Source organism: Acidithiobacillus sp., from assembly GCF_023229925.1.
Lineage (GTDB): Bacteria > Pseudomonadota > Gammaproteobacteria > Acidithiobacillales > Acidithiobacillaceae > Acidithiobacillus.
This window is the reverse complement of record NZ_JALNYM010000001.1, coordinates 383,142-407,396: the sequence shown is the minus strand read 5'-3', so window position 1 is coordinate 407,396 and position 24,255 is coordinate 383,142. Positions and strand designations below refer to the sequence as shown.

Sequence of the window (24,255 nt, the reverse complement as noted above, 5' to 3'; positions counted from 1 at the left end):
AGGTGGCCCTTATGCTGAAATCTGAATTGCTCGAAATTATCGCCAATGGCGAGAACTCCGGCGTGGAGTTCAAGCGCGATGACCTGCGTCCGGAGCAACTGGCGAAGGAGACTGTGGCGCTGCTGAATTTCCAGGGCGGAAAGCTGCTATTGGGCGTGGAAGATGACGGAACCATCAGCGGCATCCAGCGCGCCGACTTGGAAACCTGGGTGATGGATACTGTATTTGGTCGATACGTGCATCCGCTGGCCCTACCGTTTTACGAAGAAGTGGTGTTCGACGATGGTAAGCGCGTGGCAGTTATTTCACTCACTCAGGGCACGGCCAAGCCCTATGTGGTGCGCAACAACAATCGCGAGGAAATTTTTGTCCGCGTCGGCAGCACATCTCGTCTGGCAACGAGGGAGCAGCAAGCCCGGCTCTTTGAAAGCGGTGGAATGCTGCACGCTGAGGTTTTGCCTGTATCCGGCAGCAACTTAGAAGATTTAGATCAGGCCCGCCTTACCGACTACCTGGTCAATGTCGCAGGCGACCAGATGGCGCCGCAGTCCACCGAAGACTGGGAACAGCGGCTGACCGGTTTGGGCTTCATGGTCGACCGCCCTGATGGCCCCGCTGCATGCACCATTGCTGGGTTGATACTTTTTGGGCGAAGCCCTCGCCGTTGCCTGCGCTACGCGGGAGTCCGCTGGATGTCCTTTGCTGGCGAAACAAAGGATTACCGGGCACAAGATGACACGGTGCTTGATGGCCCGTTGGTTGCCCTGTGGGAAGGCAGACCCGGTGCAGGGCGAAACATCGTGGAAGATGGACTTCTCGAACGCCTGATTGATCGAATGCGTCCGTTCATCTCCGAGGAGGGAGGCGAGATAAACGAGGGACTGCGCCGGGAGTCAAGCTACCGCTACCCCTTTGATGCAATCCGTGAAGCGCTTCTCAATGCGCTCGTTCACCGCGACTGGACGCGTTCGATTGAGGTTGAGGTAGTCAATTACTCCGACCGCCTAGAAGTGACCAGTCCTGGTGCATTACAGAACTCGATGACCATCGAAAAAATGCTGGCTGGGCAACGATCGCCACGTAACCCGATCATTGTGGAGATCATGCGCGACTATGGCTACGTGGATGCACGCGGTATGGGGGTTCGTCGCAAGATTGTTCCATTGACGCGCGACTTTGCCGGTAAAGATGCGGAATTTGAGTTGACTGATGACTACTTGCGTGTGGTGATCCCCTCCCGCTAATTTGACTAACATATCGAAAAACTGACATCTCCCTTCTGATCAAGCTGTGCTGCCGGAAGCGGCTGCAAAGCCTGGCCCAGACGTCATGCACTTTCATATCAAGTAGTCGGGCCACTGACTGCTGCAACGCCGCCACCTGAACAGGCATCATTATTGCTGTACCGGGTAACAGATGCCGTTTTGGCCATAACCTGACAAAGGAGCAAAGATGCCTATCTTCGATTACCATTGTTGCGATTGCGACGCCGACTTTGAATTACTGGTCATGAGCTCAACCATTCCAAACTGCCCGCAATGTGGCAGTCAACACCTGGAAAAGCAGCTTTCGCGGGTGGCCACTCCCGGCCGCAGTGCTGGACTGATGGCGCGTGGTCGTGTGCAAGCGGCGAAAGAGGGGCACTTGAGCAATTTTTCGCCCGCCGAGCGCAAATTGCGCTGACTCGGCAGGCATCGTTTTACTCACACCGACTTTTTGGAATAACACCAGCGAGGATTTATCATGAGTGGTTTTTTCATGGATTGGGATGGCAATTTACGCAGCGTTGAGGATCCGGGAGGCGGTTACGTTTGCGATGTCGACCTGCCAGCACGCTATGTCGCCGTAATGCAGGGCAGTATATTAGCCCATGAAGCGACCCTCTATAAAACCCTCACCGATGTTGAAAAAGCCGGAATCAAAGCGGAAGTGGTTCCCGGCTCTCATCCCTGGGGAAGCAAGAGAGACGGGTTTTAGTTCAGAATTTGACAATGGCTTTAGCGGGGTCCATTGGGTGCAAAATCACTGGTATCCATTAGTACTTCGTCATTTTCAATTTTCAGCGCAAACTCCTTTTTAATACAGAAAAAACCAATTATATTATTCTGATATGGAACCCATGCCATCTGATACAACATTTCGCACCATCATGTAAAGATCGATATCCCGACTCATCCAGCCAATAGTGGCTTTGTGCCAGGCGGCATAATTGGCTTCCTCCCAGATGACGCACAATAATGCTTCATCCCTGGTAATATCCGCATTACTATACTGCTTCTGGTTGGCCACTTCGCAAGCCATGGGGTCAGCTTCATGCTGTGCGAAGACCTCCTCAGCCGCCTGTATGGCGAGAGCCATATCGTTTTCGCTCACCAATCCCACATCCTGGCCTGCCAGGGTAATGATTGTACGCATATTCATTTCTCCTTGTCGCATTAAGCTCGCTAGATGCGGGAACTCCTGCGCCATCGCCTCGACATACGCCCGCCGTATCCGCAGTATCAAAAAGCCTCTCCTTGGATGTCAATAAGTACACATTTTTGTCAGAAAACGAACAAATAAGTGGGTAATAGGGCGGCGTGGACGATGCAGCAAAAAAGATGCCAAATTCATGGAATATTGGGGCATGACCAGCTAAAAAACCATTGACAGAAAAAAATATTTGCCGGTATATTCCATTGAATATTTCGCAAACCACAGGAGTGGAGCCCATGAAACACCGTCAGCATAAAAGTTCACTTGCATTGATCATCGCCGCGAGCCTGCTGGGTTTATCGCCCCAGGCCATGGCCAAAGACCTGCATGTCGCTTACGCAGGCTCCATGGGTGCGGTCATGGACCTGCATCTCGGACCGGCCTTCGCCAAAGCCCATAACGTGCAATATCAGGGGGAGGGCCAGGGCGCTTACGGCCTCGCCCAGCTCATCGCCGCCCACAAACTGCGCACCGACGTTTTTGTCTCCATCACCCCCGGCCCCATCGAGGTGCTGATCAAGGCCGGTCTGGTCAAGGAGGCCTACCCGGTCGCCGGTACTGCCATGTGCATCGCTTATAGTCCCGACAGCCCCTACGCCAAAGACTTTAAGGAAGCCGCAGAAGGCAAAGTACCCTGGTATGAAATCCTGCAGAAGCCGGGGGTAGTCTTCGGCCGCACAGATCCCAAAACCGATCCCCAAGGGCAAAATATCGTCTTTACCTTCATGCTGGCTGAAAAGTATTATCACCAACCGGATCTGGTGAACAAAGTCCTCGGACCGGTCGAGAACCCCCAGCAAATATTCACGGAGACATCCTTACTTTCCCGCCTCAAGAGTGGCCAGATCGCCGCCTCATCGGGTTATCTCAGCGCGGTAAAATCCCTGCATCTGCCTTATATCACCCTGCCCGATCAGATCAATCTCAGCAATCCGGCCATGGTCAAAGACTGGTACAGCAAAGTCCACTTCACCCTGAATGTGGACGGCAAACCCAAGACCGTGCATACCCAGCCCCTGGTCTTCTATGCTGCGGTACCCGTCGACGCGCCCGACCCCCAACTGGGCATGGCCTTTATCCACTTCATGACCAGCCCCCAGGGTCAGGCTATGTTCAAAGAGACCGGCTACAACCCGCCCAAGGGTGACATGTTGAAATAAAGCGGGTCTGCGCCAGAGCGTTCGGCGCCCGGCATAAACAGTTCGCCGGTCCGCTGGGGTGAGGCATCCCTCCGCGACCCGGCTGATTACGCCGCGTTATATTAAAAATACCGCAACGAAAACCACCATGCGCGATACGCAGGAGCTATTCCCATGCAGAAAAATATCCTTCACCTGATAACAGCAGCCAGTTTGATTGGCGCCTTCAACGCCAGCGCCCAAGCCGAAACCCTGTCCCAGTTTTTTGCCAAAAGCCACATTGACGGACAAATCCGTTCCTATTACTTCAGTCGCTTCTACGGCACGCCCAACACCGTCAATGCTTATGCCTACTCCCTGGCCGGACGCATCAATATCGTCACCGCACGCTTCCTCTCGGGCTTCCGGGTTGGCGTCAGTTTTTACACCGCCAATGCACTCGGCACGCAACCCAGCAATCCGGCACGGATCGACAAAACCCTCATGGGTACCGGCCCCTCCGTCAATGCGCTTGGTCAGGCCTATCTGGAATATCAGGACAAATGGGTCACCGTCAAGGCAGGCAATCAGTTGGTGGATACCCCCTGGCTGAACCGGGTCGGTGGACGGGTGATTCCCGCCACCTATCAGGGGGTAACCCTGGAGGCCCATCCCCTCAGCCGCCTGCAATTCAGCGCGCTGCGGATTTTCCGCTGGAAAGACCGCACCACCGGCCAGTTCTACCGGGATAACCTCTATTATCCCGGCCACTATGAGGGTGACTCCCTCTATGGCGGACCCAACGTGCTGCCTGCTGGTACTCCGCCTACCAACGGGGCGCTCGCCTTTGGCGTCCAATATCACGTGTTTCATACCGAAACTGCTGCCTGGTTTTACCAGTTCGACGAGTTCGCCAACATGTTCTACTGGAGCGGCCACTACGCCCTGCCCACCGCCTTCGTCCTCAAGCCCTTTGTGGATGCGCAGTTCACCAGGGGATGGGGTGCCGGCGAGGCCTTTGCGCGTACCGATACCACCCTCTTTGGTCAGCCAGGACAGGGGGTGAACAGCACCAACTGGGGTGTAAAAGCGGGTTTCCAGTTTCCCAACGGCAGTCTCTGGTGGGGTTATGATGCGACCCTACACCATGCACATGCCCTGGGTGGCGGTGCCATCATCTCGCCCTATACCGTCGGTTATACGGCCGATCCGCTCTATGTGGATTCCATGATTCAGGGCCTGGTGGGCGTCGGCCCCGGCCACGGCTGGCGGGTGCGTGCGGCTTACTGGGTCTGGCATAAACAGGTGCAACTGACGGCCGGCTTCTCCCAATTCACTACCTATTTCTTGGGAAACAGCAACTGGACCCACTTTAACGTGAGTTATTTTCCGCAGGGCATGTTCAAGGGGTTGTGCCTGCGTGATCAGGTGGAAGTCGGCAATGGCGGTGCGGCCGGGCTGTTTCCTGGATCAGGGCAGCATTCCTTTGTGTACAACCGGGTAATGATGATTTACCAATTTTAGCACCCATACCATTAGACTTTGTGCTCCAAAGGGCGCTCGAACCAGTGAGCAGTCTTATGGAACAACATGTGGCTCATGAGCAGAGTAATCCAGCGCCGTCAACACCAGTTCCAGCCAATGTTTAACGGGGACATCCGTGCCGCCCTGTAGATGCATCTGGCAGCCGATGTTGGCAGTGGCGATACAGTCCGGTTGCTCGGCCTGGAGCGCATCCAGCTTTTGTCCGCGGAGTTGTCGGGATAATTCCGGCTGGAGGATAGCGTAGGCGCCAGCAGACCCGCAGCAGATATGGGGGTCATGCACGGCGGTCAGGCGATAACCGGCACGCTGTAGTAATGGTTCTACCACGCCTCGCACGCGCTGCGCATGCTGCAATGTGCAGGGGGCATGAAAGGCTACGGTGCCGCGGTATTCGGGAATGAAAGGGATTTCATCCATGAAACCGACCAGCCATTCGCTGGGGTCACGGGCGAGGGCCGAAATACGAGCGGCCTTTTCGGCGTAGTCGGGATCATGTTGCAGCGCTTCGCCGTAATCCTTGACCATGCTGCCGCAGCCGCTGGCACTGACCAGAATGGCTTCGCTGCCTGCCTCGATCAGAGGCCACCAGGCATCGATGTTGCGGCGCATATATTTGTGGGCCTCACTATGGGCGTTGAGATGCAGACTGAGGGCTCCGCAGCAGCCAGCGCTGGCAGGCACATCGACGGCGACGCCGAGGGTGGCAAGAATCTGTTCCAGAGCGGCCTCGGTGGCCGGAGCCACCACGCTTTGCACACAGCCGCCGAGGGCGATGACCCGGCGGGTGGCGGGCAGTATGGGCTGGGCTGTAGTCGGCAGGGTCTGCGGCAAGGCCGGGACTTTTTCCGCCAGCGCTTTGGGCAGCAGAGGTTTGAATATGTTGCCCAACTGCACCAGCAGACGAACACGCTCGGGATAGGGGACGATGGCGCGCAGTGCCCGGCGCTTGAGGCGCTCCAGCGCCGGGCGACCGATTTCCGCTTCCATGTATTCGCGGCCTATTTCCGCCAGGCGCGCATAGCGCACGCCGGAAGGGCATGTGGTCTCGCAGGCACGGCAGGTGAGACAGCGATCCAGATGCTGCAAGCTGTGTTTGGTAGCGGGACCCCCGGCCAGGAACTCTTTTGTCAGGTAGATACGACCGCGCGGGCCATCCAGTTCGTCACCAACAATCTGGTAAGTGGGGCAGGTGGCGTTACAGAAGCCACAGTGCACACAGGTGCGAAGGATGGCGTTGGCTTCGGCAATCGCCGGGTCATCCTGAAAACGGGGAGAAATGCGCGTTTGCATGAGCAGACCTCAGAGCGTGGCGTACAAACGGCCGGGGTTAAGGATGGCGCGGGGGTCAAAGGCGGCCTTGAGACGCTGCTGCAGCGCCAGCATGGCCGGCGCCATGGGCTGAAACATTTCCGCCGCGCGTGCGCCGCCGCCGCCACGGAAAAGCGTGCCGTGACCGCCATACTGCGCGGCCAGTTGCCGCAGAAACACCGCATCGCGCTGGCTGCGCAGCCAGCGCTGGCTGCCGCCCCACTCGATCAGAGTCTGACCGGCAAGCGGCAGGGGCGGGGTCGCGGGGGGAAGCGCCAGCCGCCACAAGGGTGCGTCACTCTGAAAAAACACATGGCGTTGCTCACGTAGTGAAGTCCAAAAGGCATCCGCATCAACCTCCGCCAGAACCTCGCCGCCGATCCGGCTGCGCGCAGCCTGCAGGCTACCCTCAGTACCGCAAAGGCGGATATACAGACGCTCTCCGTAAAAAGCGGTGGCCGACAGGGGCAAAGGCTGACCGGCCCAGTGGTTCATGCGCTGAATGGCCGTAACCGGATCGCTTTCCTGCACCAAACTCAGGGTGCATGCCGGGCGCGGCAGCACCTTGAGACTAACGTCGAGCAGGACCCCGAGGGTGCCTAGGGCGCCTACCATGAGCCGCGACACATCATAACCGGCGACATTTTTCATCACCTGGCCGCCAAAGCGTAGAATTTCTCCCTGCCCATTGAGAATGCGCACGCCCAGTACATAGTCGCGGGCCGATCCGGCATAGGGACGGCGCGGCCCGGAGAGGCCGCAGGCGAGCGTGCCACCGATGGTGGCCGCCGAACCGAAATAAGGCGGTTCGAAAGCCAGCATCTGGTTAGCCTCCGCCAGTTGCACCTCCAACTCCTGCAGGGGGGTTCCCGAGCGCACGGTAATGAAAAGCTCGTTGGGTTCGTAGTCAATGATGCCGCGGTGGGTACTGAGATCGAGGAGCGGGTTTTCCGGCGTCGCACGGCCATAAAAGGCCTTGGTCCCGCCCCCCTGGATATTCAGGGGCCGGGACAGGCGGTGCGCTTCGGTTACGTGCGCCTGCAATGTCTGGCTCTGGTCGATGTTAAAAGCGCTCCAGTTCGGGGAAAGGCAGCTGACCATGATGGATGTGCATGGCGCCCAGTTCTGCGCAGCGATGCAGGCTGGGCACAGCCTTTCCGGGGTTGAGGCGACCTTCGGGGTCAAAGGCAGCTTTAATGCGATGTAGTTGCGCCAGTTCAGCCGCGTTGAACTGGGCGCACATGCTGTCCAGTTTCTCGACGCCGACACCGTGTTCACCAGTGACACTGCCGCCGACTGCGACACACAATTCGAGAATACGCCTTCCAAATTCGTCGGCGGCGTGCAACTGCCCTTCGACATTGGCGTCATAGAGAATCAGGGGATGCAGGTTACCATCGCCGGCATGAAACACATTGGCGACCCGCAGACCATATTCTTGGGACCATATCGCAATCTGCCCAAGCACGTCGGCCAGTCGTTGGCGCGGGATGGTGCCGTCCATGCAGTAATAGTCCGGGGCCAGGCGCCCCACGGCTGGAAAAGCGGCTTTACGCCCCTTCCAGAGGAGCAGACGGGTGGCCGTATCTTCTGCAATGCGGATACTGCTGGCACCATGGCGCTGGAGAATGGCTTCGACCTCCCGTACCCGCTCCTGCAACTCCGCAACGGGACCATCCAGTTCACAGAGCAGGATGGCGGCGGCGTCGCGCGGATACCCGGCATGGACGAAATCTTCAGCCGCCTCAATGGCGAGCTTGTCCATCATCTCTAGCCCCGCCGGAATGATACCGGCGGCAATGATAGCGCTGACGGCATCTGCTGCCGCCACCACGGTGGCGAATGCGGCCAGCAAGACCAGAGTATGCTCCGGCGTCGGTAACAGGCGCACCGTACATTCCGTCATCACCCCCAGCAGGCCTTCCGAACCCGCCATCAGCGCCAGCAGGTCATAACCGGGACTGTCGGGAGCCTGGCTGCCGATCTCCCAAATCTCTCCCGCTGCGCTGAGGACTTCGAGCGCCAGGATATTGTGGACGGTAAGACCATATTTCAGACAATGCACACCGCCAGAGTTTTCAGCTACATTGCCGCCGATGCTGCAGGCGATCTGCGAGGAGGGGTCCGGCGCGTAATAGAGGCCGGAAGGCCGCGCCGCCTCACTGATGGCGAGATTGCGCACGCCCGGCTGTACTCGGACCGTGCGGTTTTCCCGGTCGATGGCGCCGATCTGTTTCATTCGTGCCAATGACAAAAGCACTGCGCCGCAAATGGGCCGTGCGCCACCGGACAGACCGGTTCCGGCACCCCGTGGCACGACCGCCACGCCATAACGCAAGCAGATTTTCAGTACCGCCTGTACGCCTTTCCGGTCGTTGGGCAGAACCACACAGAGGGGCAGCTCGCGCAGCACCGAAAGACCATCGCATTCGTAGGGACGCAAATCCTCTGCACTGCTCAATACCGCCCCGGCCGGCAAGACGGCCTGCAAATCCGCGACCACGGCAGAAACATCAGGAGCGGCAGACATGTGCGCCCGAACTCATTGTCCGCGCAGACGGCGACGGGCAAGGGCGAGGCTGTCGGCGTCGCCCACGTTGCCGGGAAAAATCACCACCGGCATTCCAGGATAACGGGGGTGATCGGCGGGGCAGGCGACCACCGAGCAGCCCGGCAGAATCTGGCCCATCACCCTGGCCATACGCAGGGCGAGACCGCTGCTAAGGACATCATTGGAGGTGATGCCGCCCTTGCTGATGAGATAGCCGAGATCTTCCGGCAAACCACGGACGACCTCCATCAGGAAGGCCGATATCACCTCGCCAAAGGCCAGACGGGTGGCCTGATCGGCAAACCGCCGCTCGCTGCGGCTGGTGTAGATGACCACATCCAGTCCCTTTGCATGGGCTGCGGCTGCCTGCCGCAAAATCTTCGCCCGCTGCGCGCTGCCTTCGTCGCCACTACAGGCGTCGACATTCACTTCGACCGCCGCCAAACCGGGTTCCTGCAGCAGTCGCTCCAGTTGCTCCGTGGTTTTCCGCACATGAGAACCGACGACAATGGCCCCCGGCTTACCGCCTCGCACCAGACGCGCCATAGCGCCAGCGGCCACCGGCTGGGCCGGCAGATCGGCTAGCGCCGTGAGCAGGCTTGCCGCGCTGCGGAACAAAAAGCGCTTGCCTTGCGCCGTCGCCGCTCGCAAATCCTGGGCAAAAGCAACAAGATCGGCGGGCTCTACTGCATCTACCACCACACAAGCGTTGTCCTGCAGTGCTAACAGACGAGGCAGGCAGCCAGCACGCAGATCCGCCAGCACAAAGCGCTGCACCGCCGCCGCCGGTACTTTTCCATTGGTCTTTTCGTCAACATAATCGGGAAGATAGCTATTATTAAATGCGAAAGTGGAGTCCTGCGCAAATTCCGTCTCATGGGCGGGGACGTCCATTCCGTTTTGGCGAACATAGTGGATGCTGTCACGGGTGATGCGCCCACCTTCAAAAAAGGCGGGAACAAGAAAATGGGCATCGAAGGGCCCGAGTTCCTCCGAAATGACGTCCGTTTCCAGCGGATAATGACCGCGCAGGGTAGAGTCGGAGCGACTCACCAGCAGGGGCTGAATGGCGTGTCCCGTTGCTGCCGACCGCTCGAGAGCGATCCGCAGATTCCGGCAGATATCCTGGGTGACGGCTGCCGCCTGGGGGGCAGCCATCCCCCGGGTATTGCTGAGGATGAAGAACAGCGGCACCGGATCGTGCAGGGCTTCCAACAGGGTTTCCAAATCCCAGCCGGTCAGCAGCAGGCAGGAATGCACCGTCTGTGACCCGGTTGGATCGTCGTCAATGACGATGATTTTGTGCTCGGCCATACCTGGGGGCTCCTATGCGGCGCTAAAGTCGTGGACCCTGGCGACGATGGTTTCGGCGGTGATGCCGTTGAAGGCCATGAGCTCGCCCACCGTGGCGGTGGTTTCACCGCGCAGCCAGGCCAGCACATCCCGCTGCCCCGCCCGACTGCGCAGCAGCACCGGTTCCAGGGCACCAGAAGTGCCGCCACTGATCCCCAACAGCAGGTCGCCGCTGAAAAGGCTGTGAAAATCGGTATCCCTCATAAATCCGGTATCGGCTTCGGCGACCGTATGCGCCGCCACATCCGTCGGCCGGTAGAGCTGGCGTGGGTTGACCACCGAAACAATCCGCACGCGGTAGCCGTCCTTTTCCAACTGCTCCTTCGCCGCAAATACCGGCAAGAGGACCATATCACCGGTCACGGCGATGGTTAGCGTGCCACGTTTGCCAGCACCCGTGTCATGGAGCAGTGATGCCCCCTTGCGCACAGCCTCCCGCGCCTGGGCCAGGGTCATGTACACCGGCAAGGGACTCTTGGAAGCGATGATCACCATGGCTTTGTTGACGCTATTCACAGCATATTCATAGGCTGCCTGGATAACGTTGGCATCGGTCGGGTAGAGCAGGAAGACGTTGCCGTTACGCATCTGCGCCGCAAAGTAGTTCTCGATCTCCGGACGCTGGTGGGTCCAGCCGTTACGCCCCTGCTCCAGTGCTCCCGCCGTGAACATGCAGACCGCCGACGGTGTCTTGCGGCGCAACTCGGCCATGGCCTGGGCTACCGTCTGCATGATGGGCCAGCCGTTGATGGCGAAGGACTCGTAGGACAGCCATAGGGAACGACTGCCAAAGAGAGCCAGACCTGCTGCCAGCCCCGCGCACGCGTCTTCGTTCAAGGGTTCATAGACCTGACCGCCGGGCTGTTGGTTGTAGAGCGGGTCCACCGTGGGATGACGGATCTTCAGGGCGTCGTTGATATTTTTCATGGCCGAGGCTTCGTTGCCGTCGGCGTTGGTCACCACAAAACGCTTGTCCTGTTGCCCCAGCCAGGCTACGAGAGCGCCCATGGCGGTGGCCGGTACTGCCTGCGCGCCGGGTTTGAATTCCTGCACGGGGAATTCTCCCAGTTCCATAATTGGCAGCACATGCTCAGTCACTGCGGTCTTGGCGGCAGGCCCACCGCCGGCGCGAGAGAAATTGTCCCGCACCAGAGCCCATGACTCGGGACTGAGGGCGCGCTGTTCCAATGCCGCTTGTATTTCCGGTGACTCCGGGGTGTCCTTGGGATACAAATTATGGGACTTGGCCCCCGAAACGTGCATACCCGCTCCCTTTAGCTGTTTGATAATGAAGGCCGTGTGTCGACCGCTCAGGGCACTGTCTGCCGCCTTGGCGACACCCGCCAGCACCGCTTCCATGAAAGCCAGGCGCTGACTGAAGGAGAATCGCGCGGAATCCACGTAGGCACCTTCCTGACCGGCGTCGTCGAACGCCTTGGCATCTACCAGAATGACCTCGTCGAAATCATGGGCCCGCCAATAGGCGATCATTTCGTCATTGTGCATCAGGGAAACCATGGAGTGGTGCTCCTGGCTGAAGCCGTTCCAGACCAACACCGGCAGGTAGTTGGTGACTTTCGGGTAGGCAAAGTGGAAGTGCTTCATGGCACTGAGCACATAAGGTTCGCCGAAACCGCCGTCGCCGATGGTCACCGGGAAGAGGGTTCCCGGATGCAGCAATGCCCCGGCCATGGCGAAATGCTGCCCCTGCCCGAGCGGCCCGGCAGGGGCCAGCAAACCGGGGATGGCGCCGGAGAGATGGCCGAGCAAGCCGTGCTGCTCCCGGAAACGCGCCATCATGTCCGTCATATTGCGGATACCCATTTCTTCCAAAGAACTGTCGAGGAACATGGCGCTATAGAAGCCTGGGGCATGATGACCCACCTCGGTGACGATGTTGGTGTGGCCAAGCATGACCAGTGCAGCGTAGGCCTCAGCACTGGAAGCAAAACCGCCGGGGTGTCCGGAAGACTTGGAGGCGCAGACCTGCAAGGTGCAGTAACGCAAAGCATCGGCCAGCATCAGGGTCTGGTAGACCGCCGCTTTAGCCGCCGGATCGGGGATCGCCTTATGACCGGCAGCAATGGCCGCACTCTGGCCATATTGCGCAAAATCCGGCCAGGCTTTTCCGAAATAGAACATTCCTTCGCAAAAAGCGGGGGCATTGGCGGGCAGAGCTGTGTGATCGGTCATGGCGCAGAGATCCTGTAACAAAAAATATTGCCCTCACTGTAAGGAAGACCGTATTATTCCGCAATAGGGAATCATTTCCACCATGCGGAATATACTATGTCAGACAGCACCAATCGCCACAGCCATACCATCCAGGTCATCGACCGCTTGCGCGTCCTGCTCGACATCCTGGCCGATGAGGGCGGCCAGGCTTCCCTGAAAACCCTGGCGGCTGTCTCTGGCCTAGCTCCCTCCACTGCTTTTCGCATCCTCGCCTCGGCGCAGGAAAATGCGCTGATTATCCGCGACGCCGCCGGTCATTACCGATTCGGGCCACACCTGCAAAACTGGGCACAACTCGCCCATGGGCGCAGTGACCTGCGCGCCATCGCCCGCCCGATCATGACTTGGCTGCGCGATCAGGTACAGGAGACGGTCAATCTGACCATCGAGCAAGGCGACGAGGCCGTCTATGTCGAACGCGCCACCTCAACCCGGATGATGCGGGTGGAGCAGATTATCGGTAGTCGCGCGCCCCTGCACACCACGGCGGTGGGCAAACTGATGCTGGCGCTGAATGGCGAAAACGCGATCGCTCGATATGCCCAGCGCACGGGCTTGCCCGCACTTACCATCCATACCGTAAATCAAGCCCTGGCCTTGTGGCAGGACGCCCGGACATCTCTCGAACGCGGTTATGCCCTGGATAATGAAGAAGCGGAAATCGGTGTCGGCTGCATTGGCGTCCTCCTGCGCACCCCGCTGCCTTGGAACACCGGCCTCAGCATCTCTGCGCCCATCGAACGCCGCCAGGAGAGCTGGGTACCGCTGCTACAGGAGGCGGCCCGGCGCATCGATACGCGACTGCAGGGGCAGACGGTGTGCATCGAGATGGAAACCTTGACCTCCTCCTCGCCCTGAGAAGAAACCCCGAAGCATTGAATTGAGCATGTCGTGATAAAGCCTGCATTTTGTCGCAAAGCCTACATTCGCTGCTGACGTTGTTTTTCTGGTGCATTCTAGGCAACAGCCTGTTTATCTTGAAATTGACAAGACAGCCGAATCTGGAATGAAGATTGCTTAGATCAGTACAACAGCATCTTCAGATCACCGACAGATCGGTAACAGGAGTACGCCATGCATATCGTCGTCTGTATCAAACAGGTTCCCGACAGCGCCCAGATCCGGGTGCATCCGGTCACCAATACCATCATGCGGCAGGGTGTACCCGCCATCATCAATCCCTTCGACGTTTTCGCCATCGAAGAGGCCTTGCGCCTCAAAGACCGCTTCGGCGGGCGAGTCACCGTGCTGACCATGGGGCCGCCCCAAGCGGAAGACGCACTGCGCAAGGCCATCGCCTATGGTGCCGACGACGTGATACTCCTGACCGACCGCGCCTTCGCCGGTGCCGATACCCTGGCGACCTCCTTCGCCCTGGCACAGACCATCCGCAAAATTGGTGAGGAACATCCCGTCGATCTGGTTTTCACGGGCAAGCAGACCATTGACGGGGATACCGCGCAGGTCGGGCCGGGCATTGCCAAGCGCCTGGGCCTGCAACTCCTCACCTACGTATCGGCTATCGATGCGTTGGACCTTGAGGAGCGCAGCATCACCGTACAACGCCGTTCTGAAGGTGGTGTGCAGGTGATCCGGACCCACCTGCCCGCACTGATCACCATGCTGGAGGGTAGCAACCAGATCCGCTTCGCGGGCATGGATGATATGTTCCGCTCGGCTCGCTTTGACGTGCCTAAATGGAATAAAGAGCGCGCCGGTATTGAGGACGTCAGCAAAATCGGCCTCAAGGGCTCGCCCACAGTGGTCAGCAAGATATTCACCCCCAAGCCCCGGGCCGTGAAGGCACAGATGATCGGCGCTGATCTGGACGCCAGCGGCACCGCCAACGCCATCCTGGATATTCTCAGCAGCCAGCACCCGCGCCTGGCGCAGGAACTCGGCCTGATCACCCCATAAACGCACAAGGAGCATTCGCATGAGCGAGAACACTGCCGCACCCGCAAAGCCCAAAGGCAAAAAGCGCCTGGAGCTGGACCCCCGCCTGGCGGCCTACAAGGGGATCTGGGTGTTTGTCGAAATGGAACGGGGCCAGGTACACCAGGTGTCCTGGGAATTGCTCGGCGAAGGACGCAAGCTAGCCGATATTCTCGACGTAGAACTGGGCGCCGTCATCCTCGGCGGCAGCAGCGATGAACTGGGTGCCGCTGCCCGTAGCGCTTTCACCTATGGCGCCGATGTGGCCTATATCGTGGCCGATCCCATTCTCACGGACTATCGCAACGAGCCCTACACCATGGCCATGACCGACCTCGTCAACCGCCATCAGCCGGAGATTCTGTTGCTCGGCGCCACCACCCTGGGCCGCGATCTCGCCGGTAGTGTGGCCACCACTCTGCTCACGGGTTTGACCGCAGACTGCACGGAACTCGCCATTGACCCGGACAATCGCGGACTCCTCGCCACCCGTCCGACCTTCGGCGGCAGCTTGCTCTGCACCATCCAGACTCTGAACTACCGCCCGCAAATGGCCACCATCCGCCCCCGGGTCATGGCCATGCCCGACGCCATGCCAGAACGCAGCGGTCGTGTCATTTCTGAAACCCTGCAGATGCAGGAAGACGACATTATCGCCAAGGTCCTGGAGTTCATCCCAGACGAAACCCAGGAGCAGGCTCAGCTCGCCTATGCCGACATTATCGTGGCGGGCGGCCGAGGCATGGGCAAGGCCGAGAATTTTCGCCTGATCTGGGACATGGCTGCCGTACTCGGCGCCGAAGTCGGCGGATCGCGTCCGGTGACCCATGCCGGCTGGCTACCCGCTGACCGTCAGGTCGGGCAATCGGGCAAGACTGTGCGTCCCAAGCTTTATATTGCTGCGGGCATCTCCGGGGCGATTCAGCACCGCGTCGGCATGGAAGCCTCCGACGTCATCATCGCCATCAACAACGATCCCAATGCGCCCATCTTCGACTTTGCCACTTATGCCATTGTCGGCGACGCCGTGCAGATCCTTCCCGTCCTCACCGACGCCTTTCGCAGTCGCCTGGCTGTGAACCGCCGGGCCGGTTAATTACAGGAGTCATGACATGGCCGAAAAATTTGATGCCATTGTGGTAGGTGCCGGCCCCGCCGGTAATGCGGCCGCGTATACCATGGCCCAGGCGGGTCTGAGCGTATTGCAACTGGAGCGCGGTGAAACTCCCGGCACCAAAAACGTCCAGGGGGCCATTCTCTACGCCGACGCGCTGGAGCGCATCATTCCCGATTTTCGCGACGACGCCCCGTTGGAGCGCCACATCATCGAACAGCGCATGTGGATGCTGGATGAAAAATCCTTCATCGGTACCAACTATCGCTCGGATGCCTTTAACAGCGACCGGCCCAATCGTTATACCATCCTCCGGGCGCCTTTCGACAAGTGGTTCTCCGGGAAGGTCAAGGCCGCAGGCGGCCTGGTCATCTGCGAGACGACGGTCACCGAGCTCATCCAGGAAGGCAAAAAGGTCATCGGCGTCCGTACCGATCGTGAGGGAGGCGACATTTATGCCGATGTGGTGATCCTGGCGGATGGCGTCAATTCGCTGTTGGCCAAAAAAGCCGGCTTCCATGGCGAACTCGAAGCTAAAAATGTCGCGCTCGCGGTCAAGGAAATTCACTTTCTGCCCGAGGAGGTCGTCCAGAGCCGTTTCAACGTCAAGGGCAACGAAGGGGTGGTCATTGAGATCGCCGGCGCCGTCACCCACGGCATGGTCGGCACCGCCTTCCTCTATACCAACAAGGAATCCATCACGCTGGGCATCGGTTGCCTCTTGTCCGACTTCAAAAAAGCGGGCATCGCGCCCTATACCCTCCTCGAAGAACTCAAGGCGCATCCGGCCATTGCCCCGTTGATTGAGGGGGGCGAAATGAAGGAGTATGCCGCCCACCTGATTCCCGAAGGGGGATACAAGGCCGTTCCGACCCTCTACGGCGAGGGCTGGATGATTGCGGGGGACAGCGCCGGACTGGTAAATGCGGTCCACCGCGAAGGCTCCAACCTGGCGATGACCAGTGGCCGGCTGGCCGCAGAAACGGTTATCGCGCTGAAAGACATGAAGCTCCCCTGTACGGCCCCCCATCTTGCCCGTTACAAAACCGCGCTGGACGACAGTTTCGTCATGAATGACTTGCGTAAATACAAAGAACTGCCTGATATCCTGCACGGCAATCCGCATTTCTTTTCGGTGTATCCGCAACTCCTCAACCGCGCCGCGCATACCATGCTGATGGTCGATGGTCAGGATAAGCACAGCAAGGAAAAGACCATTCGGGGCAGCTTTGTACAGCAACGCTCGTTGTGGGGTTTGGTGGGAGACGCTTACCGCATGTGGAGGGCAACGCGATGATCAAGATCGAAGAGAAACTGTTTCAAAACCGCTACCGGGTCGATGAAGGCCGGCCGCATATCCAGATCAGCGATCCTCAGGTCTGCGCGGATGATTGTAAAACCCAGTCCTGCACCTTCGCCTGTCCTGCGGCCTGTTACGCCAAAGACGAGGGCGGTGGTGTGGTCCTGACCACGGACGGCTGCCTGGAGTGCGGCACCTGTCGGATCATTTGTTCCGAACATCGCAATGTGGATTGGTCCTATCCACGGGGCGGTCACGGCATCCTTTTCAAGTTCGGTTAAGTTCGGAGGCTTGGTCCAATGAGCCCTGACGGTGCCCTCCGAGAGATCACCCTGCCCTTTGCCGACCCGACCGGGCAGGTGGCTTCGCTGCTGGAGACTGCACTGGCCAGTAGCACACACCCGACAGAGGTGGAAAAACTGCTGAGGCAGCATCTACTGACCGATCCGGATTACCTGCCCGCCTATTTTGCCATGTACAAGCTGCTGTTTCGCCAGTCCCGGTTGGCGGAGGCCGAAGAGATAGCACGCACCGCTTTGGCCAGCGGGGCACGACTGGGCGGTTTCCCCCCCAACTGGCAGCACCTCGCTCCAGGCACGGCAGACTGGTCCGTGATTCACAATCCTGCCCATTCTTATCTCTTCACCCTGAAGGCCCAGAGTTTCACCCTGTTACGCCGCAAGCAACTGGACGAATGCCGGGAGGTTCTGGAAAAGATCGGCGAACTGGACCCTCACGATCTGGTAGGAGCCTCCGTCATCCGCGCCTATGCCGATGGTCTGACGGCGCATTGAGCCTGGCGATGTGCCATACAAGATGGAATACCCACCCGGAGCGCGTCTATGCTGAGCATCTCGCCCTTTAACGCGATTGAAGAGGCGGGGACTGCGGTACTCACGCTGACTGAAGGGCTGGAGAAGGAAGAGTTTCTCGCGTCGCGCCTCACTCGCGCAGAAACTCGACGCCAGCTTCGCCTCATGAGCAAGTTCGCCCTGCTCCTGTCGCCAGATATCCATGCCCTGTTGGTGGAAATAGACTGGGAAGGCTGGCGCGCCCTCGACCAGCGCCTCGCAACCAATGATAAAGCAGAGGACATCCTGCTTTGGCTCGCGGTGCGCGCGCTGGCACCAGATACCTTGATGTGGCTGCGGGTATACCGCAAAAACCAGCCGGAATGGTTTAAAGAGGACAACTGATGGCAATGCGCTTCTATATGACCCCCGGATCGTGCTCCACCGGCATCCATATTCTGCTGGAAGAACTGGATCTCCCCTTCGAGGCCTGGATCGTCAATCTGCCAGCCGGCGAGCACCACAAGCCCGAGTACCGCGCCATCAATCCGAAGTCCACCATCCCCACCCTGGTGCGTCAGGACGGCACGGCGCTGACGGAATTCCAGGCCATCGCCTGGTGGCTGGCACGCACCCACCCCAAGGCGAAACTGCTGCCAGAGTATCCCGACGGCGAGGCGCGCGTGCTGGAAGTCATGGACTATGCTGTCGGCACCCTGCACGGCCAGGGCTTCGCCCGCATTTTCATTACGGACACCTTCACCCCCAACGCCGCCGATCACGCGGCCGTGCAGGCGCGCGGACGGGAAATCGTCAATCAGGGGTTCGCCATCCTGAATGACGCCCTTGCCGGATTGGATTATGTCACCGGCGGCTTCTCCATCGCCGATGCGGCGCTGTTTTACGTGGAGTTCTGGGCAGACCGGCTGGGCATCCCACTACCTGAACATTGCGACGCCCACTACCAACGCCTGCGGACCAGACCTGCCGTGCAGCGTGTACTGCGCGAGGAAGGCTATCGATGACAACGGAAAGCGCAAACTGCTTTGTTCTGGCGGAAATGCGCACCCATCATTTCACCTTCCAGGGCACCGGCGAGGATCAGGAGGCGGCCAGCCGCGCCCTGCTCCACGCCTGGCAGGCGCACCGAAACCGTCTGGTACAACGTTACCCCGAGTGCCGCGACCGAATCCTTGATGAAAAGCACATTGAATCCCGCTTCAGGATCAGTTATCAAGAAATGGGAGCAGATGCCTGTTATCCCGCCATTTCACCCGACACAGGAGCCCGTCCATGAACTACGCCTTCCCGCCCGCCCCTGTCGTGACTCTGGACGCCATGTCCAGCAACCCTTTCCCGGTGCGACGCATTTTTTGCGTCGGGCAGAACTACGCTGATCACGTCCGGGAAATGGGCAGCGCGCCCGATACCGAACCCGTCTTTTTCATGAAACCGGCCAGCGCCATCCTGCAGAATAATTCAGTGCTGCCCTACCCGCCCGGCACTACCGACCTGCAGCCCGAGGTAGAACTGGTGGTGGCGCTACACAAGGGTGGCGAAAATATCCCCATGGACAAGGTCGATTATGACTATGTGTTCGGCTATGCCGTGGGTCTGGACATGACCCGCCGCGACCTGCAACGCGTTGCCCGCGAAAAGGGCCAGCCCTGGGAGATGGCCAAAGCATTCGACCATTCGGCGCCTTGCACGGCCATCACACCCGAGTTTTATTCGGGAACCATCGCCCGCGGTAAGATCGAACTCAAGGTGAATGGTCAAATCCGCCAGAGCGCCGATGTCGGTGACATGCTCTGGAAAATTCCCCAGATCGTCCATTTCCTGTCGAATCAGGTCGAACTCTTTCCCGGAGACCTCATCTTCACCGGTACCCCCGCCGGCGTGGGTCCGGTGGTGAAAGGCGACGTGATCGAGGCCGCTGTTGCCGGGCTGGAACCGCTGACCATCACCATCGGCTGACCCGATCACCCCCCAATCGAAACAGGAATAACCCAATGCCCACATCCGATCTGCTCGAACGCAATCGCCTGATCTTCTGTCACTTCGACAGCTACAGTACTGCCCTGCGTTTCGTTCGTATCAACGACAGTGTAATGCTGCCAGCGCCACTGCCGGAGAACACCAGTATGGTTGCGACACCCACGGAGACCGGCGATACGCCCACTGATGCACTGCATGCAGTATTGGAGAAATTGAACATAAATCCCAGCCAGATAGCGCTGGACGACGGTTTCGAGGCTTGGCTGTCTACCGACTCCGGTCCAATTCAGATCCATCTCGCCCGCTTCACGACATTTGAAGCCCCACACGAGGCAATCGCAGCCCACGATGGCGTTTTCAAGCCCATCAGTGAGCTGCGGCGCTTGCCGATGACGGAGTTGACGCTGCTACGTCAGGTCTTCAATCTGATTCTGGGCGGTTAACGTCAACTGATCAACGCGGATTTCAGATCGTTCAACGCCCAATCCACTGAAATCGTTCACGTTGCGCGTTACCAAGGAAGCGGCTAATACCGCTCCGGTCTGGACCGCCGTGCTGCCGGAGGGCGCCGCCCCCGACCAGCAGGAAGGCTACCTATTATGCAGTTGCTTTCACCTGTTTTTTAGCGAATCTTTTAGGACGTTGCTGCCTCATCAGGAGAAATCACGCCCACACCAAACGGTAAAAAGTGCTTGGTATTGCAGCTGACCACAACTAAATCATGTGCTTTTGCCATGCCCGCGACAGTGACGTCGGCCATGCCCGAATTGTAGCCCGCCGCAATCGCCCTGGCTTCCAGTTGACCGGATAACGCTGCTGCAGCCCCATCGAGCACGATGATTTTGTCCTCATAATTGGATACAAGCCCTATGAGCCAGATTCTGAGGCTTGCGGCTCTGGCCGTCGCACCCTTGCTTTCCAAAAGCGCAATCCCCTTTTCGATCTCGTGGATGGTGGTAACAGACAAAAACAGCCGGTTTTCACTATCCATCCGTTCCAGCCAGGCGATAAACATCTCGGATGCATCGTTCCGCGATGGCGAAAGCATGGAAATCACATCGGTGTCGAGCAGATAGCTCCTCACAATGCAATATTCCGCGACGGCGTATGATTACGCTCGAACGATTCACCAGGGAAAGTCCTGAGATAGGCCACAAGTCGCGGGCGATTCGTCCCCATTGTCTTGCGGGCAATCTCCGCCGCCTCGACCGACACGAGCGCGGCCACGGGTTTGCCGTGACGGGTAATGGTCACAAATTCACCTTGGATGGCTTCGTTCACCAGGCTGGAGAATCTGGCCTTGGCGTCCTTCAGATTAATGGTCAGCATAATAGATACCCTCACACACCAGTAGTCACCAGTGGTCACTGTAAATCTTACGCTGCCTGAATTCAACCATCTTCGTCGTCCGGCTCATCAAGCTGCCCAACGGCCAGGGCATCATCGAAATGGCCCGTTCACGCCGACGATGCGCGCCAACACAAAGTGGAATTGATTGGCCCTGAAGGCTTGCCACATCTCAAAAAGCGCGTTCTGAAATGGCTGGATGGTGAGGGGTAACTGAAGATGATTGGCGCCACCTACATTCTGAACAGTCCGGTCCTGACCGCTTATGGCGTGTGGGCCTTCCATGGACCGTTGGCCATAGAGGCAGCGCGCGACATAGTGAAGGGCGGATTTATTTCCGCCGTCGGCCACGAGAGCACCGCGGCCTTCCTCACGGAACTGCTGGGGCAGCCGATACCCATGCAACGTATCCGCGCCGATCTGCAAAAAGGCGACCGGGCGTTGGTGCTTTATCTACAGGACCGGCAAGCGGAGGGCAGTCTGCTCACTGCCCAAGACCTAAAAAACCGCCCCTACGAACTGGCCCTGCTGGAGCGAATAGAATAACGATTCGCCAATCAGGCAGTAGAGGCGTCGGCGCCCTGCGCCTCTACCCGCCGCTTGCCGTTGGCAATCAGGTAAATATGCGCCTCACTTAACACTGGTTTGCGCAGTTGTGTGTTATATGGTGCACTTACATAGACGGTTTCCACCATCTGTTCATCGGCGGCCATAAATGCACCAAGGCTCATGGTGGTCTTTCCGCCCGTCAAATCCACGGCTATCTGGTCACCCACGCGGTGGCGCAACTGGTGCAACGCATCTTCCACCGCGTGCCGCGCCTCCGAAACGTCGTCCGTATCCTTGATTTCCTGCTGTGACACTACCTGTATGTCCTTGCGGCGGGCATACTCCGCAATCGCATGCATTTCTACCACACTCGCTTCACTGCCCACCAGTGCGATATGCGTTGGATTAACCTTATCTATCATCCAGACGGGCGTATCCCTATGGCTCACAGTAAACACCAAGCCCCTGGCTTCTAACTGCACGATGACCTCACCGCCGTCATCATGCGAGTTAACAAACAAACCAGGGAACCAACGGCGGATAGCTTGCGGATCATACAAGCTGACCACCAAGCCATATAACGCGATACCTCCCACCAAAATATCGATCATTGCCGATATTCTATCCACCCATTCCCAAATCATCCGCCTTCCTTATTCTCCACCATGAATTGCCAGTCTATTTTATTTCAGCATAATGATTATTATGCTTTTTTACGCTACTCCAAATAGGTATAACCATGCAGCCCATCCGCAAACTGCTGTAAAAACTCGTGACGCTCCATATCGCTGAGATGGCTGCAGGCTTCCACTTTCTTCTGATAACGGGCCAGCAAGTCGGTAGCGGAAAACTGTACGTATTGCAGGACGGATTCCACCGTATCCCCCGCCAGCGGCTGCTCCAGACGCATGGCGCCCGAAGCATCACAGAGCACATTAACCGAGTCCGTGTCACCGAACAGATTATGCATATCCCCGAGAATTTCTTGATATGCACCCACCAGAAAAATACCGAGGAGATAAGGCGTATTCGCCTGTAGCGCATGTACCGGCAGCGCTGGTGTCAGGCCTTCAGCCGTGACGTACGCATCAATCCGGCCGTCGGAGTCACAAGTGATATCTTCGAGACGAGCCCGTCGGGCTGGCTCTTCATTCAGCCGCTGTATGGGCAATATTGGAAAAATCTGATCGATGGCCCAGACATCGGGCAGCGACTGAAACAGGGAAAAGTTAACGAAATATTTGTCCACCAGCTTTTCGTCGAGCTCATCAAGGATGTCACGATGCGCGCGATTGTGCGGGTCAAGGAAGCCGCGCACCCGCCAGAGCACTTGGGCATAAATGCCTTCGGCCTCGGCCCGCTCTTCAATGTGAACGATACCGAGGTTGAATTGCTGGTGAATCTCCGCCAGAAGATAAAGAGCCTCCTGATAGATTTCCAGCGCCGCGGCGGCGTTACCCTGATCCAGCCGGGTGAGCAGACGGCCCCATTCTCCATCCATCAGGTCGGCGGAAGAGGTTGACTGCGGATGTTCCCCTGCCGCCATCTCCACATCGGTGACATTGGTCAGCAAAATGGCGTGGTGGGCCGTCAGCGCCCGCCCCGATTCGGAGATGATACGCGGCTCCGGCAGCCCCTCCTGGCGCGACACATCGGCCAGCGTGGCGACGATGGCATGGGCATAGTCCGAGACATGATAGTTCGTGGAGCAGTATGCACGGGAGTGCGTCCCTTCATAGTCCACACCGAGCCCGCCGCCCACATCCACCACCTCCAGGGCCGCGCCCAGGCGTCGCAATTCCGCGTAGAGCCGGGCGCATTCGCGCATCCCCCCTTTGATGAACTGAATATTGGGAATCTGGGAGCCGAGATGAAAGTGCAGCAATTGCAGGCTATCCAGCGCATTTTCTGCCCGCAGGCGGTGGACGAGTTCCAGAATGTCCGCCGTAGACAGGCCGAATTTAGACTTTTCGCCACCGGTATTCTGCCACTTGCCGGAACCTGCGGATGCCAGCCGCGCGCGCACCCCGATCCGAGGTTTGACGCCGAGCTTGCGGGCCTCATTCAGGATCAGGGGCAGTTCCGAGGGTTTTTCCACCACCAAGTAGACCTGCATGCCCAACTTCTCACCCGTCAGAGCCAGACGAATATACTCGTGGTCTTTGTAACCATTGCAGATGATGGTACCGCCTACCGGCATCAGCCCGATGACCGCTAACAGCTCCGGTTTGCTGCCTGCCTCCAGACCGACGCTGCCCGCACCGGCACGCAAGATTTCTTCTACGACACGCCGCTGCTGGTTGACCTTGATCGGATAAACGGGGGTGTAACTGCCAGCGTAGCCGAGGGCGCGGATGGCATCGCCAAATGCGCCGTGCAAGCGCGCAACCCGATCCCCAAGAATCTGCGGAAAACGCAGGAGGCAGGGTAAACCGAGGGAATGCTCACCCAGTACCGCCGCGACATCGGCCAGCCCGATGGCGGCACCCTGCGGGTTGGCGTCGGGACGGACGATAATCTGCCCGTCCGCGCCCACATCGAAATATCCTTCACCCCAATGCGGCAGGTTATACAGATGGCGACTATCTGCGACCGACCATGTCATGCGCGCTCACTCCCTCGATGCCCTGCGCGCA

At 58.7% G+C, this 24,255-nt stretch carries 27 protein-coding genes; 17 read left to right on the top strand and 10 right to left on the bottom strand.

Going from position 1 to position 24,255, the window contains the following annotated elements; translation table 11 throughout:
* Positions 1-11 precede the first annotated feature (11 nt).
* From M0P56_RS02145 to M0P56_RS02135, 3 genes are all read left to right on the top strand, one after another.
* Positions 12-1,244, top strand: coding sequence for an ATP-binding protein (locus M0P56_RS02145; RefSeq protein WP_291508403.1), 1,233 nt, complete (start codon positions 12-14; stop codon positions 1,242-1,244).
* A gap of 208 nt (positions 1,245-1,452) precedes the next feature.
* Complete coding sequence (locus M0P56_RS02140) at positions 1,453-1,683, top strand: zinc ribbon domain-containing protein (RefSeq protein WP_291508402.1); 231 nt, start codon at positions 1,453-1,455, stop codon at positions 1,681-1,683.
* Positions 1,684-1,743: 60 nt separating this feature from the next.
* Positions 1,744-1,977, top strand: a complete 234-nt coding sequence (locus M0P56_RS02135; protein WP_126605237.1) for a hypothetical protein — start codon at positions 1,744-1,746, stop codon at positions 1,975-1,977.
* Between the two features lie 123 nt (positions 1,978-2,100).
* Here the strand turns inward: M0P56_RS02135 and M0P56_RS02130 are convergent, their stop codons facing one another.
* Positions 2,101-2,505 carry a hypothetical protein gene (locus M0P56_RS02130; RefSeq protein WP_291508401.1) on the bottom strand — a complete coding sequence of 135 codons (405 nt, stop codon included), beginning with the start codon at positions 2,503-2,505 and terminating at the stop codon, positions 2,101-2,103.
* Between the two features lie 206 nt (positions 2,506-2,711).
* Here M0P56_RS02130 and M0P56_RS02125 point away from each other — a divergent pair, with 206 nt between their 5' ends.
* Entirely contained in the window at positions 2,712-3,635 is a 924-nt protein-coding gene (locus M0P56_RS02125; RefSeq protein ID WP_291508400.1) for an extracellular solute-binding protein, read from the top strand.
* 153 nt (positions 3,636-3,788) lie between these two features.
* Positions 3,789-5,117 carry an OprD family outer membrane porin gene (locus tag M0P56_RS02120; protein WP_291508399.1) on the top strand — a complete coding sequence of 443 codons (1,329 nt, stop codon included), beginning with the start codon at positions 3,789-3,791 and terminating at the stop codon, positions 5,115-5,117.
* Positions 5,118-5,171: 54 nt separating this feature from the next.
* Here M0P56_RS02120 and glcF read toward each other — a convergent pair whose 3' ends face one another.
* The 5 genes from glcF to M0P56_RS02095 are packed head-to-tail and all read right to left on the bottom strand — an operon-like array spanning position 5,172 to position 12,543.
* Positions 5,172-6,428: a glycolate oxidase subunit GlcF gene (gene glcF, locus M0P56_RS02115; protein ID WP_291508398.1), complete on the bottom strand. Its 1,257-nt coding sequence runs from the start codon at positions 6,426-6,428 to the stop codon at positions 5,172-5,174.
* Positions 6,429-6,437: 9 nt separating this feature from the next.
* Positions 6,438-7,547 (bottom strand): glycolate oxidase subunit GlcE, encoded by a 1,110-nt coding sequence (glcE, locus tag M0P56_RS02110; RefSeq protein WP_291508397.1) that lies wholly within the window; start codon positions 7,545-7,547, stop codon positions 6,438-6,440.
* Positions 7,510-8,976, bottom strand: coding sequence for an FAD-linked oxidase C-terminal domain-containing protein (locus M0P56_RS02105; protein ID WP_291508396.1), 1,467 nt, complete (start codon positions 8,974-8,976; stop codon positions 7,510-7,512). Before M0P56_RS02105 ends, glcE begins: the two co-directional genes overlap by 38 nt.
* 12 nt (positions 8,977-8,988) lie before the next feature.
* Positions 8,989-10,311 carry a four-carbon acid sugar kinase family protein gene (locus tag M0P56_RS02100; protein ID WP_291508395.1) on the bottom strand — a complete coding sequence of 441 codons (1,323 nt, stop codon included), beginning with the start codon at positions 10,309-10,311 and terminating at the stop codon, positions 8,989-8,991.
* A 12-nt stretch (positions 10,312-10,323) separates the two neighbouring features.
* Positions 10,324-12,543: a phosphoketolase gene (locus M0P56_RS02095; RefSeq protein ID WP_291508394.1), complete on the bottom strand. Its 2,220-nt coding sequence runs from the start codon at positions 12,541-12,543 to the stop codon at positions 10,324-10,326.
* A gap of 96 nt (positions 12,544-12,639) precedes the next feature.
* Between M0P56_RS02095 and M0P56_RS02090 the strand changes: the two genes are divergently transcribed.
* The 11 genes from M0P56_RS02090 (at position 12,640) to M0P56_RS02040 (ending at position 20,166) form a co-directional block, all read left to right on the top strand.
* Positions 12,640-13,443, top strand: a complete 804-nt coding sequence (locus tag M0P56_RS02090; protein WP_291508393.1) for an IclR family transcriptional regulator — start codon at positions 12,640-12,642, stop codon at positions 13,441-13,443.
* Between the two features lie 216 nt (positions 13,444-13,659).
* Positions 13,660-14,502, top strand: coding sequence for an electron transfer flavoprotein subunit beta/FixA family protein (locus M0P56_RS02085; RefSeq protein ID WP_291508392.1), 843 nt, complete (start codon positions 13,660-13,662; stop codon positions 14,500-14,502).
* A 19-nt stretch (positions 14,503-14,521) separates the two neighbouring features.
* A complete protein-coding gene (locus M0P56_RS02080; RefSeq protein ID WP_291508391.1) occupies positions 14,522-15,616 on the top strand; it encodes an electron transfer flavoprotein subunit alpha/FixB family protein in 1,095 nt (364 codons plus the stop codon).
* Between the two features lie 16 nt (positions 15,617-15,632).
* Positions 15,633-16,931 carry an FAD-dependent monooxygenase gene (locus M0P56_RS02075; RefSeq protein WP_291508390.1) on the top strand — a complete coding sequence of 433 codons (1,299 nt, stop codon included), beginning with the start codon at positions 15,633-15,635 and terminating at the stop codon, positions 16,929-16,931.
* Entirely contained in the window at positions 16,928-17,215 is a 288-nt protein-coding gene (locus M0P56_RS02070; protein ID WP_291508389.1) for a ferredoxin family protein, read from the top strand. The genes M0P56_RS02075 and M0P56_RS02070 overlap by 4 nt, the downstream gene beginning before the upstream one ends.
* A gap of 18 nt (positions 17,216-17,233) precedes the next feature.
* A complete protein-coding gene (locus M0P56_RS02065; RefSeq protein WP_291508388.1) occupies positions 17,234-17,728 on the top strand; it encodes a hypothetical protein in 495 nt (164 codons plus the stop codon).
* 48 nt (positions 17,729-17,776) lie between these two features.
* A complete protein-coding gene (locus M0P56_RS02060; protein WP_291508387.1) occupies positions 17,777-18,130 on the top strand; it encodes a hypothetical protein in 354 nt (117 codons plus the stop codon).
* Entirely contained in the window at positions 18,130-18,750 is a 621-nt protein-coding gene (locus tag M0P56_RS02055; RefSeq protein WP_215853804.1) for a glutathione S-transferase, read from the top strand. Before M0P56_RS02060 ends, M0P56_RS02055 begins: the two co-directional genes overlap by 1 nt.
* On the top strand, positions 18,747-19,022 hold the full coding sequence (locus M0P56_RS02050) for a hypothetical protein (RefSeq protein WP_291508386.1): 276 nt from the start codon (positions 18,747-18,749) through the stop codon (positions 19,020-19,022). Before M0P56_RS02055 ends, M0P56_RS02050 begins: the two co-directional genes overlap by 4 nt.
* The gene (locus tag M0P56_RS02045) at positions 19,019-19,702 is read left to right on the top strand and encodes a fumarylacetoacetate hydrolase family protein (RefSeq protein WP_291508385.1); all 684 of its coding nucleotides are present in this window, start codon (positions 19,019-19,021) and stop codon (positions 19,700-19,702) included. Before M0P56_RS02050 ends, M0P56_RS02045 begins: the two co-directional genes overlap by 4 nt.
* A 35-nt stretch (positions 19,703-19,737) precedes the next feature.
* Complete coding sequence (locus M0P56_RS02040; protein WP_291508384.1) at positions 19,738-20,166, top strand: hypothetical protein; 429 nt, start codon at positions 19,738-19,740, stop codon at positions 20,164-20,166.
* 191 nt (positions 20,167-20,357) lie between these two features.
* Here the strand turns inward: M0P56_RS02040 and M0P56_RS02035 are convergent, their stop codons facing one another.
* Positions 20,358-20,807, bottom strand: a complete 450-nt coding sequence (locus M0P56_RS02035; RefSeq protein ID WP_291508383.1) for a type II toxin-antitoxin system VapC family toxin — start codon at positions 20,805-20,807, stop codon at positions 20,358-20,360.
* Positions 20,804-21,052, bottom strand: coding sequence for a type II toxin-antitoxin system Phd/YefM family antitoxin (locus M0P56_RS02030; RefSeq protein WP_291508382.1), 249 nt, complete (start codon positions 21,050-21,052; stop codon positions 20,804-20,806). The genes M0P56_RS02035 and M0P56_RS02030 overlap by 4 nt, the downstream gene beginning before the upstream one ends.
* 237 nt (positions 21,053-21,289) lie before the next feature.
* Here M0P56_RS02030 and M0P56_RS02025 point away from each other — a divergent pair, with 237 nt between their 5' ends.
* The gene (locus M0P56_RS02025) at positions 21,290-21,616 is read left to right on the top strand and encodes a DUF1874 domain-containing protein (protein ID WP_291508381.1); all 327 of its coding nucleotides are present in this window, start codon (positions 21,290-21,292) and stop codon (positions 21,614-21,616) included.
* A gap of 11 nt (positions 21,617-21,627) precedes the next feature.
* Here the strand turns inward: M0P56_RS02025 and M0P56_RS02020 are convergent, their stop codons facing one another.
* Together M0P56_RS02020 and speA are read right to left on the bottom strand one after the other, a co-directional pair.
* Positions 21,628-22,263: a DUF1887 family CARF protein gene (locus M0P56_RS02020; protein WP_291508380.1), complete on the bottom strand. Its 636-nt coding sequence runs from the start codon at positions 22,261-22,263 to the stop codon at positions 21,628-21,630.
* 74 nt (positions 22,264-22,337) lie between these two features.
* Entirely contained in the window at positions 22,338-24,224 is a 1,887-nt protein-coding gene (gene speA / locus M0P56_RS02015) for a biosynthetic arginine decarboxylase (protein WP_291508379.1), read from the bottom strand.
* Between the last annotated feature and the right edge of the window lie 31 nt (positions 24,225-24,255).